General features: G+C 75.2%; 8 protein-coding genes. 1 reads left to right on the forward strand and 7 read right to left on the reverse strand.

The genetic code is table 11. The features are described from left to right. Both mqnC and AB0J72_RS23480 read right to left on the reverse strand, forming a co-directional pair. Positions 1-1,248 (reverse strand): cyclic dehypoxanthinyl futalosine synthase (gene mqnC / locus AB0J72_RS23475; protein ID WP_363401984.1); only part of this gene is annotated, 1,248 nt, incomplete at its 3' end. A gap of 23 nt (positions 1,249-1,271) precedes the next feature. After that, the gene (locus tag AB0J72_RS23480; RefSeq protein WP_363401986.1) at positions 1,272-2,180 is read right to left on the reverse strand and encodes a menaquinone biosynthesis protein; all 909 of its coding nucleotides are present in this window, start codon (positions 2,178-2,180) and stop codon (positions 1,272-1,274) included. Between the two features lie 161 nt (positions 2,181-2,341). On the opposite strand from AB0J72_RS23480, the gene AB0J72_RS23485 reads away from it, so the two are divergent. After that, entirely contained in the window at positions 2,342-3,559 is a 1,218-nt protein-coding gene (locus tag AB0J72_RS23485; protein ID WP_363401988.1) for a nucleotide disphospho-sugar-binding domain-containing protein, read from the forward strand. On the opposite strand, the gene AB0J72_RS23490 is transcribed toward AB0J72_RS23485, so the two are convergent. The 5 genes from AB0J72_RS23490 to AB0J72_RS23510 form a co-directional block, all read right to left on the reverse strand. Then, positions 3,556-3,735 (reverse strand): hypothetical protein, encoded by a 180-nt coding sequence (locus tag AB0J72_RS23490; protein ID WP_363401990.1) that lies wholly within the window; start codon positions 3,733-3,735, stop codon positions 3,556-3,558. The two genes, AB0J72_RS23485 and AB0J72_RS23490, sit on opposite strands and share 4 nt — an antisense overlap. Positions 3,736-3,918: 183 nt before the next feature. Further along, complete coding sequence (rfbH, locus tag AB0J72_RS23495; RefSeq protein ID WP_363401992.1) at positions 3,919-5,229, reverse strand: lipopolysaccharide biosynthesis protein RfbH; 1,311 nt, start codon at positions 5,227-5,229, stop codon at positions 3,919-3,921. A gap of 28 nt (positions 5,230-5,257) precedes the next feature. Further along, the gene (locus tag AB0J72_RS23500; RefSeq protein ID WP_363401994.1) at positions 5,258-6,235 is read right to left on the reverse strand and encodes an NAD(P)-dependent oxidoreductase; all 978 of its coding nucleotides are present in this window, start codon (positions 6,233-6,235) and stop codon (positions 5,258-5,260) included. Between the two features lie 104 nt (positions 6,236-6,339). Beyond that, positions 6,340-7,731 (reverse strand): MFS transporter, encoded by a 1,392-nt coding sequence (locus AB0J72_RS23505; RefSeq protein WP_363401996.1) that lies wholly within the window; start codon positions 7,729-7,731, stop codon positions 6,340-6,342. A 1-nt stretch (position 7,732) separates the two neighbouring features. Further along, the gene (locus AB0J72_RS23510) at positions 7,733-15,304 is read right to left on the reverse strand and encodes an amino acid adenylation domain-containing protein (RefSeq protein ID WP_363401998.1); all 7,572 of its coding nucleotides are present in this window, start codon (positions 15,302-15,304) and stop codon (positions 7,733-7,735) included. Positions 15,305-15,397 lie beyond the last annotated feature (93 nt).

Genomic DNA, 15,397 nt, shown 5'->3' on the forward strand with positions numbered 1-15,397 from the left:
GTGATCGACGGCGACCGCACGCTCACCTACGCCGCCCTCGACGAGCGCGCGAGCCGCCTCGCCAACGCGCTGCTGGCCGTCGGCCTGCGACCGGGCGCCACCATCGACCGCGGTCGAGGACAGGTGCGAGACTACGCGGTCGTCGACCGGGTCGTCCGCCGGGTCCTCCAGCACCCGCAGGTGCTCGTACGTGGTGCTGCGCTGGGCGGGGACGCGCCCCGACGCGCGGATCAGGTGGATCATCTCCAGCAGGTTGGAGCGGTGCTTCGCGCCCGCCGAGGAGACCACGTTCTCCTCCAGCATCACCGAGCCGAGGTCGTCGGCGCCGTAGTGCAGCGACAGCTGGCCGATCTCCTTGCCGGTGGTCAGCCACGAGCCCTGGATGTGCGCGACGTTGTCGAAGAACAGCCGGGCGATGGCGATCATCCGCAGGTACTCCAGGGAGGTCGCCTGCGTCTGGCCCTGCAGCTTGTTGTTCTCCGGCTGGTACGTGTACGGGATGAACGCCCGGAACCCGCCGGTGCGGTCCTGCACGTCGCGGACCATGCGCAGGTGCTCGATGCGCTCCGCGTTGGTCTCGCCGGTGCCCATGAGCATCGTGCACGTCGACTCGACGCCGAGACCGTGCGCGATCTCCATGATCTCCAGCCAGCGCTCGCCGCTCTCCTTCAGCGGGGCGATCGCCGTGCGGGCCCGGGCCGGCAGCAGCTCCGCGCCGGCACCGGCGAACGAGTCGAGGCCGGCGGCCTTGATCCGCAGGATCGCCTCCTCCGGGCTGACCCCGGACACCTTTGCCATGTGCTGCACCTCGGACGCGCCGAGGGAGTGGATGACCAGCGACGGGTAGGCGTCCTTGATGGCCTTGAACATGCCCTCGTAGTACTCGACGCCGTACTCCGGGTGGTGCCCGCCCTGGAACATGATCTGGGTACCGCCGAGCTCGACGGTCTCCGCGCAGCGGCGCAGGATGTCGGTGAGGTCGCGCTCCCACGTCTTGTCGCTCTTCGGCGGGGCGTAGAAGGCGCAGAACTTGCACGCCGTCACGCAGACGTTGGTGTAGTTGATGTTGCGTTCGATGATGTACGTGGCGATGTGCTCGACACCGGCGTACCGGCGGCGGCGCACCGTGTCGGCCGCGGCGCCGAGGGCGTGCAACGGCGCCGAGCGGTACAGCTCCAGCGCCTCCTCGGGGGTGATGCGTTCGCCCGCGGCGGCTCGGTCGAGCACCGCGCTGGCAGATCGGAGCATGGCAGAGCCTTTCATGAAGTGGGTCACGGCGTTGACAGCAGGCGCACCTCGACGTCCGGCGGGAAGCCGGCGTCCGGCCCGCCGACCCGGCGGGCGAACTCGGCGATCCCGGCCAGCTGCCGCGTGCCGAGGCTGAAGTCGAGCGCCGTCATGTAGTAGCGGCGCAGGACCGCCGCGTCGAACGGCTCCCAGCGGGCCGCCTGCTCGCACACGGCGTCGACCTCGAGCAGCGACAGGTCCCGCGACGCCAGGAACGCCCGGTGCACCCGCTGGACGGTCTCGGGTTCGCGGGCCACGAAGTCGCGGCGGGCGGCGAACACCGCGAAGACGAACGGCAGGCCGGTCCACTCCCGCCACATCTCGCCGAGGTCGTAGACGTGCAGGTTGAGCCGCTGCGCGTCGGCGAGCGCGGCCCGCAGCGCGACGTCGCCGATGACCACCGCCGCCGGCGCGTCGCGGAGCATGACGTCCAGGTCCGGCGCGGCCGTGAAGTACCTCGGCCGCACCCCGACGAGGTCGCTGAGCAGCAGCGCGGCCAGCCGGACCGACGTGCGGCTGGTCGAGCCGAGCGCCACCGGCGCGCCGTCGAGCTGGTCGAGCGGCACCCTGCTCACGATGAGGCAGGACATGACCGGCCCGTCGCTGCCCACCGCGATGTCGGGCAGCGCGACCAGGTCCCCGGCGTGCTTCAGGAACTCCATCAGGCTGATCGGCCCGATGTCGAGCGTGCCGGCGGTGAGCGCGTCGCTGAGCCCGTCCGGGCTGTCCCGGCGCAGGTCGAGGTCGAGCAGGCTGCCGGTGCGGGCCAGCCCCCAGAACAGCGGCACGCAGTTGAGGAACTCGATGTGCCCGACGCGCGGCCGTACGGGTCGGCGCCATCCGGCCGGTGCGATCCCGCCGGGGTACGTGAGCGTGCCGGTCGGTTCAGGCATCGCGACTCCTGCCGTTCGAGCGTTGGGAAGGCACCCGCGGACGACGGTCACTATCCAGCACCGGCCGGGCCCAGGTCCCTCGATCCACCCGAAGTCTGGGGGTTTCCCGGGTTCTTGCGTCGTGTCCGGCCCGTGACCAGACGCTGCGGCATCCTGAGCGGATGCGCGTGCTGTTCTCCGTGTCGTCGTGGCCCACGCACTACTCGTCGATGGTGCCGCTCGGCTGGGCGTTGCAGGCCGCCGGGCACGAGCTGCGGGTGCTGTGCGCGCCGTCGCAGACCGCTGCGGTGGCCGGGGCCGGACTGCCGCCGGTGCCGCTGCTGGGCGGGATGGAGGTCGCCGTCCACAATCGACTGTCCTACGTGCGGGAGGCGCTCGCCGGGCAGTGGCCGTACCCGTGGACACCCCTGCACCCGGTCACCGGCGCGCAGATGTCCACACTGGACGGTTTCGACACCGAGGCTCACGCGCGCACCGACGGCGCCCGGTTCGCCGAGGCGTCCGCGGCCGGCCACGACGCCGCCGTCGCGTTCGCCCGCGAGTGGCGCCCGGACCTCGTCGTCCACGACCCGGTCAGCACCGAGGGCCTTCTCGCTGCGTTGGCGGCCGGTGTACCGGCGTTGCTCGCCCTCTGGGGCCCGGTCGGCACCCACGAGGCGCCGCCGGTCCGCATCCTGCCCGACGACCTCGGCGACTCGTTCGCCCGCCACGGCTTCGGACCGTTCGGCCCCGAATTGATCCGGCACGTGCTCGACCCGTGCCCGGACGAGGTGGCCCCGCCGGTGGGCGGCGAGCGGCTCCCCGTCCGGTACGTGCCCTACAACGGCCCCGGCGTCCCACCGCCCCGGCAGCCGCGTGGCGGGCGCAAGCGGGTCTGCGTCACGTGGTCCACGGCGCTGAGCACGATGACGGGCCCGCGCTCCTACGCACTGCCGGCAATCGTCGAGGCGCTGACCGACCTCGGCGTGGAGACGGTGCTGACCGCGACCCGCGAGGACGCCAAGGCGCTCGGCCCCGTCCCGCCGGGTGTGCGCCTGCTGGAGCGCTGCCCCCTGTACGCGCTGCTGCCCGACTGCGACGCCGTCGTGCATCACGGCGGCGCGGGCAGCGCCATGACCGCGATGGTGAGCGGCACCCCGCAGCTGGCCATCACGTTCGCCAGCGAACAAGCCTGCCTCGCCACCCGGATCGCCACCTCGGGCGCCGGCCTGCACCTGCCGGGGCACACCGCCACGGTGGCGACGATCCGCGCCGCTGTGGCCGCGCTGCTGGACGACGAGCGCCACCACCGGGCCGCGGCCAGCCTGCGTCGGTCAGCCGTCAACCGCCCGACCCCCGTCGAACTGCTGCCCCGCCTGGAGAAGCTGGCCGCCGGCTAACGCCGTCTGCGCTTGCGCGGCTGGGGATAGCGGCCGTAGTGCCAGTGGGTGCGCCGCAGCTGCGGCGCCTCGGGGTGGTCGAGCAGCCAGAGCAGGAACCGGGCCCGCTTCGCCGGGATCGACGAGGAGCCGTCGTCGACGTCGACGAGCCGCTGCCGGAAGTCCGGCAGGTCCACCGCCGCCGCAGCGAGGCGTGCATGAGCCGCCGCATGGCCACGAGCCGGCGGCGCGCCCGCCGGCGCACGACGGGGTCGTCGGCGACCAGGCCGGCGGTCCAGCCCAGTCGCGTCTCCCACGTCGTGTCCACGGCGACGTTGGTAGCCGGTGACCGGCCACCCGCGCAAACGGTTTGGCCGCCGTCAGTGGCGGCGCTCGGCGAACTCGCGGATCGAGGCGACCATGTAGTCGATCATCTCGGCGGTGACGCCTGGGAAGACGCCGATCCAGAAGGTGCGCTCGGTGATGACGTCGCTGTTCTCCAGGGTGCCGCTGACGCGGTAGGGCTCGTTGCGGTATGCGGGCTGGCGGGCCAGGTTGCCGGCGAACAGCAGGCGGGTGCCGATGTTGCGTGACTGCAGGAAGTCCACCAGCGCCCGCCGCTCGAAGCCCGCGTCGGCGGTGAGGGTGATGACGAACCCGAACCAGCTCGGGTCGCTGCCCGGCGTCGCCTCCGGCAGCAGCAGGCCCGGCGTGCCGTCGAGGCCGTCGCGCAGCCGCTGCCAGTTGCGCCGGCGGGCGGCCACGAAGTCCTCGAGCTTCGTCAGCTGGGTCAGGCCCAGCGCGGCCTGGATGTCGGTGGCCTTCAGGTTGTAGCCGACGTGGGAGAAGATGTACTTGTGGTCGTAGCCGTACGGCAGGTCACCCATCTGGTAGTCGAACCGCTTGAGGCACTTGTTGTCCTGCCCCGGCTCGCACCAGCAGTCCCGGCCCCAGTCGCGCATCGACTCGGTGATCCGCGCCAGCTCCAGGCTGTCGGTCAGGATGCAGCCGCCCTCGCCCATCGTCAGGTGGTGCGCGGGGTAGAAGCTGACCGTCGAGTAGTCGCCGAACGTGCCGGTGGTCTGCCCCTGGTAGGTGGACAGGACCGCGTCGCAGTTGTCCTCGACCAGGAACAGGCCCCGGTCCTTGCACAGCTGCCGGATCTCCGCGACCGGGAACGGGTTGCCCATCGTGTGCGCCATCATCACCATGCGGGTCTTCGGGCTCAGCGCCGCCTCGACCCGCTCGACGGTGGTGTTGTAGGTGCCGAGGTCGACGTCGACGAAGACCGGGACGAGGCCGTGCTGCAGCAGCGGGTTGACCGTCGTCGGGAAGCTGGCCGCGACGGTGATCACCTCGTCGCCGGGCCGCAGCCGCCGGTCGCCGAGCTCCGGTGCGGCCAGCGACGCGACGGCGAGGAGGTTGGCCGAGGAGCCGGAGTTCGTCAGGTGGGCCTTGCGCACGCCGATCGTGCGGGCGAAGAGCCGCTCGAAGCGCAGCGCGGTCGCGCCGGAGGCGATGCGCATCTCCAGCGCCTGCTCGACCAGCGCGGCCCGGTCGTCCTCGTCGAGGACCGCGCCGGACGGCATGATGTGGGTGACGCCCGGCACGAAGCCCTGATCGGCCGCCGCCCGGTCGCGGTGGAGCTTGCGGGTCTGCTCCAGGATGAGCTGCTTGACCTCGTCAGCCATGCGTGGGATCTCCGTTCGGTGCAGAGCTTCAATGGAAGGCGGTCGCGTGCGCCCGCGCCTGCAGCCACAGTGCGGCGACGGCGTCAGCGAGCGGCCGGGTCGGCTCCCAGCACAGAGCGCGCCGGGCGGTGCGGAGGTCGAGCGGCTGTGCGGTGATGCCCGCGTCCCGGCGTTCGCCCGGCGCGGCCGGACCTGCCGCCCGGGCGGTGCCCCCGGCGCACCGCAGCAGCAGGTCCACCAGGTCGGTGACGGCGGTCAGCCGCCCGCCGCCGACGTTGACGACGGACGGCACCCGGCGGGCCGTGGCGGCGCACAGGACGGCGTCGCCGACGTCGCGGACGTCGACGAAGTCGCGGTGTCCGGCCAGGGGTGGCAGCACGACACCCGAAGGGTCGGCGGCGAGCCGGTGCGCGACCCCGCCGAGCAGGCTGTCCGCGGGGGCCCACGGACCGACGGCGGTGGAGATGCGCAGCACGACCGCGTCGAGGCGTCCCGCGTCGGCGGCGGCTGCCACGGTACGGGTCCCGGCCAGCTTGGTCTGCGCGTAACGGCTGACCGGGTGCTCGGCGAGGTCCTCGGTGAGCGGCGTGCCGGACGGCTGGTCGCCGTACTCGTACGCGGACCCGATGTGCACCAGCCGGACGCCCGCCCGGCCGGCGAGGGCGCCGACGAGACGCTCGACCAGCAGCACGTTGCCGTCGTGGAGCCGGCGCTCGTCGCGGCCGTCGGCGCCCCACAGCGCGCCGGCGGCGTTGACGACGAGGTCCGGCGCGGCCGCCCGCAGCGCGGCGGCGAGGTCCTCGGGGCGGTCGCGGACCGGGTCCAGGGGCAGGGGCCGGCAGCCGGGTTGGAGCCGTTCGCCGGCGGTCCCGGGGTCGCGGACGGCGGCGGTGACCCGCCAGCCGGCGTCCAGCAGCGCCGCGCTCGCGTTGCGCCCGACGAACCCGGTCGCACCGAACACCACCGCGTGCGGCGCCGGATCGCGGGTGGGTCCGGTCGAGTGCATGACGGCCTCCTCAGCGCGTGCTGCCATCCTGCGGCAGGTGTCGCGGGTCGGCGCCGCACTCAGACGAAGTCTGGGGGTTTCCCCGGTCTCGGGGTCGCTGCCGGTCACGCCGCCGCCGGCTGCGGCTCGGGCGAAGGCTCCGGCGAAGGCGAAGGCGAAGGCGAAGGCGAAGGCGATGGCGAGGGCGAGGGCGAAGGCGAAGGCGAGGGCGAAGGCGCGGGCGCGGGGGCGTCGGGCAGCTCCCGTTCGAGGAGCCGCACCCGCGGGCGCAGCGCGGTGAACGCGACGATGCCCAGCAGCAGCGGCGCGGCGGCCAGGAAGACGAGCGCGATCCCGCCCGCGGTGCCGCCGCCGGTGACCTGCCCGAACGTCCCGTGCAGGGGGCCGCCCGGGTCGACCAGCGGCGTCGCGGCGTACTGCGCGAGCGGGCCGGCGGTCGCGTACGCGAGCGGCTGCGCGGACCAGGCGATCATCCGCCGGACGGCGAAGACCCGGCCCTGCACCTCCTGCGGTGTCTTGCGCTGCCACAGGGTGGCGGTGACCGCGTTCGTCACGGCGTACCCGGCGAGGATGCCGAACATGCCGGCGGCGGCGGTCCACACGGCGTGCCCGGCGCCCATGGCGACGACGAGGACCGCCTGCACGGTGGCGACGGTGAGGACGGCCCGGATCCGGTGCCGTGGCTCGCGGGTGACGCTGATGACGACGCCGCCGAGCACCATGCCGGCCCAGCCGACGGCCTCGACGATCCCGTAGGCGGCCGCCCCGGCGAGGCTCAGCACCAGCGGCGGGACCAGCACGATCACCCACTGCATGCCGAAGTTGTGCACCGCGAAGAACAGCAGCAGGCCGGACAGGCCCGGGCGGGCCCGGATGTACCGCCACCCGGCGCTGAGCTCGCCGGTGAGCTTCGCCTGGCGTTCCCGGGCCGGCGGGGGCGGCATCCGCCGCAGCGACCACAGCATCGTGCCGAGCGCGGCCGTGAACGTGAGCACGTCGAGCAGCAGCAGGCCGCGCAGCCCGAGCACGCCGTACAGGCTGCCGGCGATGACGGCGCCGAGGACCTCGCCGACGGCCTCGGCGAGCCCGACCCGGCCGTTGGCCTTGCTCAGGTGCTCCCGCGGCACGATCTCGGCGACGAGCGCGGAGAACGCCGGCCACTGGATCGCCTTGAACACCGACAGCAGGACCGCGACGACGTACACCATCCAGATCGCGAACATGCCGGTGCTGACCAGGATCAGGGCGACCAGCGTGACGGCGGCGGTGCCGGCGTCGCTGAGCAGCATGGCCCGGCGGCGGTCCCACCGGTCGACGAGGGCGCCGGCGAGCGGCAGCAGCACGATCCCGGGCAGCGTCGCGGCGAGGACCATGAACGTGAACGCCGCCGGTGAACCGGTCCGGTCGTACACCCAGATGCCGGCCGAGAACGCGGTCACCGACGAGCCGATCAGGGAGACGGCCTGGCCCGCCCAGAGGACGTGGAACAGCCGCATGTCAGGCACCTTCCGTCAGATCGGCGAGCAGCTGGAGCAGGTCGGCGAGGCGGCGCTCGACGGTCGCGGGGTCGTACAGCGCGGTGCTGTACTCGATCCAGCCGCTGATGCCGTCCGCGGTCTCGCGGCAGCGCAGGTGCAGGTCGTAGCGGCAGGTGCCGCGGTGCACGGAGACCCGTTCGAGCCGCAGCCCGGGCAGGTCTTCCGCGCCCGGCGGCAGGTTCTGCATCGCGAACATGAACCGGCACAGCGGGGGCCGGTCCCCGGCGCGCGCGGCCGGGTCGTGGCGGTCGGCGAGCACCTCGAACGGGGTCCCCTGGTGCTCCCAGACCGCGAGCATCGTGGCGCGGACCCGCGCGACGAGCTCCGGGAACGCGGGTGCCCCGGTGACGTCCGCCGGCACCGGCACGACATCGGCGAACGGGCCGACCTCGTCCTGCGTCGCCGCGTCCCGGCCGGCGACGGGCACCGCGATCAGGAACCGTTCGGCGCCGGACTGCCGGGCCAGCCACACCTGTACCGCGGCGAACAGCACCATGAAGGTGGTGGCGCCGGTCGCGTCGGCCGCCGCCCGCACGGCCGCGGACAGCTCGGCCGGGAGCGTGAAGCGGTGGGTGGCGCCGGCCAGCGACCAGGTCGCGGTCCGGGGCCGGTCGGGCGCGGCGGCCACGTCGACCGGGATCCCGCCGATACGGTCGTCCCAGAACGCGACGTCCGAGGTGGCGTGCGGGGAGAAGCCCGCGACCGCGGGCAGCGCCGGCCGGGCGCCGCCGGTGAAGTGCGCGTAGTAGGCGGCGACGTCGCGCTGGATGACGCTGAGCGACCACCCGTCGGCGACGGCATGGTGCACGGCGATGCCGAACAGGTGCGTGCCGTCGCCGCCGCGGACGACGGTGGCCCGGACCATGGGGCCGTCGTGGAGGTCGAACGGGCGGCGCAGATCGGCCTCCAGCAAGGCTGCGTCGCCGGTCTGGTGGACCGTGATCTCGGCCGGCAGCGCCGGCTCGACGACCGTGCTCAGGTGTCCGCCGGTGACCGGGAACCTGGTGCGCAGCGCGGGGTGCCGGGCCACGACGGCGTCGACGGCGCGCACGAGGGCGACGGCGTCCAGGTCGCCGTGCAGCCGGGCGGCGAAGCCGATGTGGTACGCCGCGCCGCTGTCCTTGTGCCGCAGCATGTGCTCCTGCGCCAAGGTCGGCCGGCCGGTGCCGCTCTCCACAGTGGAGCCGAACGTGTCCACAGTGGACGCCGACGGGATCGCGGCCGCGATCGCCGCGACGGTGCGCAGGTCGAAGACCGCCCGCAGCGGCACGTCCCGGCCGAACGCCGCCCGCAGCGCCGCGGCGAGGCGGGCGGCGAGCAGCGAGTGCCCGCCGAGGGCGAAGAAGTCGTCGTCGCGCCCGCACGGCCCGCGGTCCGGCAGCTCGGTGCCGAGCACCTCCTGGAACACGGCGGCGACCCGGCGCTCGGTCTCGGTCCGCGGCGGGTCGGCGACCGGCGCCGGGAGCGGCACCGCTGCCAGGGCCTTCCGGTCGACCTTCTGGTTGGTGGTGCGGGGCAGCGCGGCGACGGCGTGCAGGGTCGCGGGCACCAGGTGCTCCGGCAGCTGCTCGCGCAGCGCGGCCCGGAGGGCGGCGGCGTCGACCCCGGCGGGTGCCACGAAGGCGGCCAGCCGGGCCGGCGAACCGGTGACCACCACGGCCGCCTCGGCGACGCCGGGCAGGCCGCGCAGGACCGCCTCGACCTCGCCGGGCTCGACCCGGTTGCCGCGGATCTTCACCTGGTCGTCGTCGCGGCCGACGAAGTGCAGCACCCCATCGGCGTCGCGGACGGCGGTGTCGCCGGTGCGGTACGCGCAGGCGCCGGGCACCCCGGAGAACGGGTCGGGCACGAAGCTCGCCGCGGTCAGGTCCGGTCGGCCGTGGTAGCCGTCGGCGAGCCGGTCGCCGCCGATCCACACCTCGCCGGGGACGCCGGTGGCGGCGAGGTCGCCGGCGGCGTCGACGAGCCACACCCGGGCGCCGGGCGCGGGCCGGCCGATCGGGGCGCTGCCGCGGTCGCCGGGCTCGGCGTCGACCGCGTGCCAGGTGGTGGTCATGGTGGCCTCGGTCGGCCCGTACTGGTTGACGACCGCGGGCCGCCCGGCGAACAGGACCCGGGTGCGGGCGGCGTCGTGCCGGTCGAGGACCTCCCCGGCGGTGAGGACCAGCCGCAGCCGTTCCCCGGTGCCGGGCCGGGAGTCGGCCTCGGCGAGCAGCGCCCGCAGCAGCGTCGGCACGACGCTGAGCAGGCAGGTGACGCCGTCGCGGTCGATCGCGTCGAGGATGGCGGCCGGGTCGGTGGCCTGCTCGTCGGCGAGGAGCACGACGCGGGCGCCGGCGGCGAGCGGCCCGAGCAGGTCCCGGACCGACGCGTCGAACGCGAGCGCCGGCAGCTGCAGGACGGTGTCGCCGGGGCCGAGCCGGGACGTCGGCAGCAGGTAGCCGGTGAGGTAGCCGGCCGCGGCGGCGTGCGGGGTACGGACGCCCTTCGGCGTTCCGGTCGAGCCGGAGGTGTAGGCGAGGTAGGCCACCGACCGCGGCCTCGGCCGGCCGTCACCGGACAGGGCGGGGGCGGCGGGGTCGAGGCGTTGCACGGCGAGGCCCTCGGTGACGAGGCTGTGGGCGCCGCTGTCGCGCAGGACCGCGTCCCGGCGGGCCTGGGGGTGGCGCAGGTCGAGCGCGACGTACGCGGCGCCGGTCCGCAGCACGGCGAGGACCGCGACGACCTGGTCCGCGCCGCGGGGGAGCGCGATGCCGACGACGTGACCGCCCCGCACCCCGCGGGCGCGCAGCCGCGCCGCGAGGTCGGCGGCGCGCTCGCCGAGCTGCCGGTAGGTGACCGCGCCGGCGGCCGTGCGCAGGGCCACGGCGTCGGGGCGGCGGGTGATCTCGTCGTCGACGAGCGTGTGCAGGCAGGTCGGGGTGGGCCGCTCCGCGGGCTCCTCGCCGGTGAGCGCCTCGCGCTGCGCCGGGTCGAGCAGGTCGAGGCGGGACAGGGGCGTGTCGGGGTCGGCGGCGGCGCGGTCGAGCAGCGTCAGCAGGTGCCCGGCGGTGCGGGCGATGCGGTCGGCGTCGAAGCGGGCCGTCTGGTACACCAGCGATCCCGCGAGCCCGTCGGGCCCGTCCTCGAAGGACAGGTTGAGCTCGGCCTTCGCCGCGGACGGCACGAACGGCTCCGGGTGCAGCGTCACCCCTCCGGCCAGGGTCGCGACGGCCGGCGCCTGGTCGATGGTCACGGTGTACCGGGTGAGCGCCGCCGCGTCCAGCCGCAGCGCCTCGACGAGGCGGGCGAACGGCAGCTGCCGGTGCTCGTACGCCTCGACGACCGCGGCCCGCACGTCGCGCAGCAGCTCCCGGAACGTCCCCGCGCCGGACACCTGGACCCGCAGCAGGACGGTGTTGAGCAGCGCGCCGACGACCTGCTCCAGCTCCGGCCGGGCCCGGTCGGCGACCGGCATCGCCAGGACCACGTCGCGGCTGCCGGTCCACCGGTGCAGCAGCGTCACGTAGCCGGCGAGCAGCACCATGAACGGGGTGCCGCCCTCGGCCGCGGCGAGGTCCCGCAGCGCGGTCGCGACCGGCGCGGGCACGGTGAAGCGGTGCGCGGATCCGGCGGGGTCGAGTGTCGCCGTGCGGGGCCGGTCGGCGGGCAGGTCGGGTCCGGCGGGCAGGTCCTGCAGGCGGTCCCGCCAGTACGCGAGCTCCGCGCCGAGCCGGTCGCCGCCGGCGAGGCCCTGCTGCCAGCGCGCGTAGTCCGCGGGGGTGCGGCGGGCCGGCACCGGCGGCTGCGGCCGGCCCTCGGCGGCGGCCTCGTAGGCGGCGACGAGGTCGTCGTGCAGGACGTTCATCGACCAGGCGTCGACGACCGCGTGGTGGAACGCGAGCGCCAGGACGTGTTCGTCGTCGGCGACGGCGATCAGGGCCGCCCGCATGAGCGGCGCGGCCGCCAGGTCGAACCCGGTGCCGGTGACGTCGCCGACGAGCGCCGCGAGCGCGGCCGCCCGGTCCGGCTCCGGCAGGTGCCGCAGGTCGTGCCGGTGGACGGTGGCGTCGATCCGGTCGGCGACGACCCGGCGGGGTGTGCCGCCGTCGGCGGTGAACGCGGTCCGCAGCGCCTCGTGCCGCTTCGGCAGCGCGGTCAGCGCGACCACGAGCGCGTCGGCGTCGAGCGGGCCGCGGAGCCGGCTGACGACCGGCACCACGTAGGACGGGTCGGCCGGGTGGAGCTGGTCGACGAGCCACATCCCGGCCTCGGTCGCGGACAGCTCCGGCACCGGGCCGGTCGCGGCGGTGACGGCGGGCAGTGGCGGGCCGGCGGCGGCCGCCCGGTCCAGCAGGACCGCGAACCGGGCCGGGGTGGGCGCGTCGAACGCCCATTTCAGCGGCGCGTCGACGCCGAGGGTCTGCTGGACCCGGGCGAGGAGCCGCACCGCGAGGATCGAGTGCCCGCCGAGGGCGAAGAAGTCGTCGTCGCGGCCGGCCCGTTCGAGGCCGAGGACCTCCGCCCACAGCGCGGCGAGCGCCGTCTCGGTGTCGCCCTGCGGGGCGGCGTAGGCGACGGGGTCGGGTGCCGCGTCCGGCGGGTCGGGCAGCTGCCGGTGGTCGACCTTGCCGCTGGACAGCTGCGGCAGCGCCGGCAGCACCATGATGACGGCGGGCACCATGTACTCCGGCAGCCGGGTCCGCAGCCAGCGCTGCAGGTCGGCGGGGTCGGGCGGGGTGTCGCCCGGGGTCACGTACGCGACGAGACGGTCGTCGCGGGCGACGACGGCGGCGTGCCGGACGCGTTCGGTGAGCACCGACTCGATCTCGCCGAGCTCGACCCGGAAGCCGCGCAGCTTCACCTGCCGGTCGAGCCGGCCGAGGAAGTCGATGAGGCCGTCGTCGCGCCACCGGACCAGGTCGCCGGTGCGGTACAGCCGGCCGCCGGGCGGACCGTACGGGTCGGGCACGAACCGGTCGGCGGTGAGGTCGGGCCGCCCGAGGTAGCCGCGGGCCAGCTGGACCCCGCCGACGCACAGCTCGCCGGGCACGCCGACGGGCTGCGGCTGGAGGTCGGCGTCCAGCACGTAGCAGCGCACGTTGGTGGTGGCGGCGCCGATCGGCACCCGCGGGTCGCCGTCGAGGCGGCACCGGTCGGCGGTGACGTTGACCGCGGTCTCCGTCGGGCCGTAGGCGTTGTAGAGCTCCGCGCCGAGCGACGTGAGGAACCTGGCTCGCAGCTCGGGGGTCAGCGCCTCGCCGGCGCTCTTGACCACCCGCAGCGCGGGCAGTGGGGTGTCGCCGCCGTACGCCAGCAGCGCCGCGAGCATCGTCGGCACGAACCGCACGTAGGTGACCTGCTCGGCGGCGAGCAGCGAGCGCAGGTAGGCCGGGTCGCGGTGGCCGCCGGGCTCGGCGATGACCAGCCGGGCGCCGCTGCTCAGCGCGGCGAAGACCTCCACCACCGAGTCGTCGAACGTGACGTTGGTCTTGAACAGCACGGTCGCGTCGGGGCCGAGCGCGAACCGGTCGACCTGCCAGTGCACCTGGTTGTGGGCGGCGCGGTGGCTGACCATGACGCCCTTGGGCCGGCCGGTGGAGCCGGACGTGTAGAAGACGTAGGCGAGGTGCTCGGGCAGGATGTCCGGGTCGGGGCACCGGTCGGGCCGGGCCGCGATCCGCTCGCGCTCGGCGTCGACGCAGACGGCCGTGACGTCAGGAGCGAGGATTCCGGCGAGCGTGGTGTCGGTGACGACGAGGGCGGCGCCGGCGTCCCGCACGACGGTCGCTGTGCGGTCGGCCGGGTGGTCCGGGTCCAGCGGCAGGTACGGCGCGCCGGCCCGCACGATCGCGACGATCGCGACGACGAGGTCGATGCCGCGGTGCAGCAGCACGCCGACGGGCCGGTCCGGGGCGGCGCCGGCGTCGCGCAGGTGGGCGGCGAGCCGGTCGACCCGGGCCATCAGCTCCCGGTAGGTGACCTGGCGGCCGCTCTGCACCAGCGCCACGGCGTCGCTGTCGCGGCGGGCGGCGATGCGGGCGGTGAGGTCGGGCCGGTCGGCGTGCGCCTTGACCGGGCCCTGCCACGCCGCGGTCACCAGCGCGCGCTCGGCGTCGTCCAGCAGCGGCAGCCGGTCCACCGGCAGCCCGGGGTCGGCGGCCGCGGCGGCGAGCAGGGTCAGGTAGTGGCGCATCGCGCGGCGCGCCGCCGGCTCGTCCCACAGGTCGTGGCGGTGCTCCAGCTCGACCTCGAGGCCGTCGGCGAGCTCGCTGACCGCGACGACGAGGTCGAACTTCGCGGTGTCCGGCCGGAACCGTTCGACCAGGGTCATCCGGGCCGCGCGGTCGGGTGGGCCGAGCCGCACCGTGGTGCCGGTCCGGGCGGCGGAGCTGTTCCAGTCGAACATGACCTGCACCAGCGGGGTCGCGCCGGTGTCGCGGCCGACCGGCAGCGCCGCGACCACCTGCTCGAACGGCACGTCCTGGTGGGCCTGCGCGGCGGCGGCCGCGTCGCGGACCTGGTCCAGCAGCGCCGCGAACGGCAGCCGCGGCGCGACGTCGGCACGGACCACGACCGTGTTGACGAACAGGCCGATGAGCGGCTCGACCTCCGGCAGGGCACGGTTGGCGACGGGGGTGCCGACGAGGATGTCGCGCTGCCCGCTGTAGCGGTGCAGCAGCGCGTGCAGGGCCGCCAGCAGCACCACGTGCGGGGTGGCGCCGTGGGCGCGGGCGAGGGCCCGGACCGCGGCGGTGACGTCGGCGCCGACCCTGGCCCGAAGCCGGCCGCCGCCCGTGTCCCCGGCCGGTCCGGGGCCCGGCGACGGCAGCTCGATGCGCTGGGCGGCGTCGGCGAGCCGGCCGGTCCAGTACGCCAGCTGGCCGTCGAAGCCGCCGGTGGCGAGGCGGTGCGCCTGCCAGGCGGCGTAGTCGGCGTACTGGACCGCCGGGGCCTTGACCGCCGGGCCGGTGCCCAGAGCGGCGGCGTAGCCGGCGGACAGCTCGCGGGCGAAGACGTCGACGGACCAGCCGTCGAAGGCGATGTGGTGCACGGTGAGCACCAGGTGGTGCCGGTCCTCGGCGGTGCGGGCGAGCACGGCCCGCCACACCGGTCCCTCGCGGAGGTCGAACGGCCGCTCGTATTCGTCGCGAGTCAGCTCGTCGAGCCGCGCGTCGGTGGCGCCGGGCAGGTCCAGGCGGCGCAGCCGGAGCCCGACCGGCTCGGTCACCTGCTCCTCGCCGGTGCCGATTCGCCGGTACGTCGTGCGCAGGACCTCGTGCCGCTCCTCGATGCCGCGCAGCGACGCCTCCACGGCGTCCGGGTCGAGCGGGCCGTCGATGCGCAGCGTGAAGATCACGTGGTAGGTCGGCGTGCCGGGGTCGAGCTGTTCGAGGAAGAGCAGGCGCTGCTGGGCGGGGGAGGCCGGGCGGGGCCCGCTGCCGGGCGTGATCGCCGCCTTCGGCGGGCCGGCGGTGAGCCGCGCCAGCCGCTGCTCCACCAGGGTCCGCACGTCGGTCGACAGGAACTCCGGGCTGGTGCTGGTGCTCATCGGGGGTCCCCTCCGTCGCGGCGCGGGGCGCCGGCACGCCACGTCTGCAGACAGGCAACACGACGTGGACTAGGGAACTTGTTAATACCCACC

It is taken from the genome of Dactylosporangium sp. NPDC049742 (assembly GCF_040674675.1).
In the GTDB taxonomy this organism is placed as follows: Bacteria; Actinomycetota; Actinomycetes; order Mycobacteriales; family Micromonosporaceae; genus Dactylosporangium; species Dactylosporangium maewongense.

What these genes read in the sequence shown, in the direction of transcription:
- AB0J72_RS23480 (WP_363401986.1), bottom strand. Translation starts at nt 2,180, where the DNA reads ATGCCTGAACCGACCGGCACGCTCACGTACCCCGGCGGGATCGCACCG.
- AB0J72_RS23485 (WP_363401988.1), top strand. Translation starts at nt 2,342, where the DNA reads ATGCGCGTGCTGTTCTCCGTGTCGTCGTGGCCCACGCACTACTCGTCG.
- rfbH (WP_363401992.1), bottom strand. Translation starts at nt 5,229, where the DNA reads ATGGCTGACGAGGTCAAGCAGCTCATCCTGGAGCAGACCCGCAAGCTC.
- AB0J72_RS23500 (WP_363401994.1), bottom strand. Translation starts at nt 6,235, where the DNA reads ATGCACTCGACCGGACCCACCCGCGATCCGGCGCCGCACGCGGTGGTG.
- AB0J72_RS23505 (WP_363401996.1), bottom strand. Translation starts at nt 7,731, where the DNA reads ATGCGGCTGTTCCACGTCCTCTGGGCGGGCCAGGCCGTCTCCCTGATC.
- AB0J72_RS23510 (WP_363401998.1), bottom strand. Translation starts at nt 15,304, where the DNA reads ATGAGCACCAGCACCAGCCCGGAGTTCCTGTCGACCGACGTGCGGACC.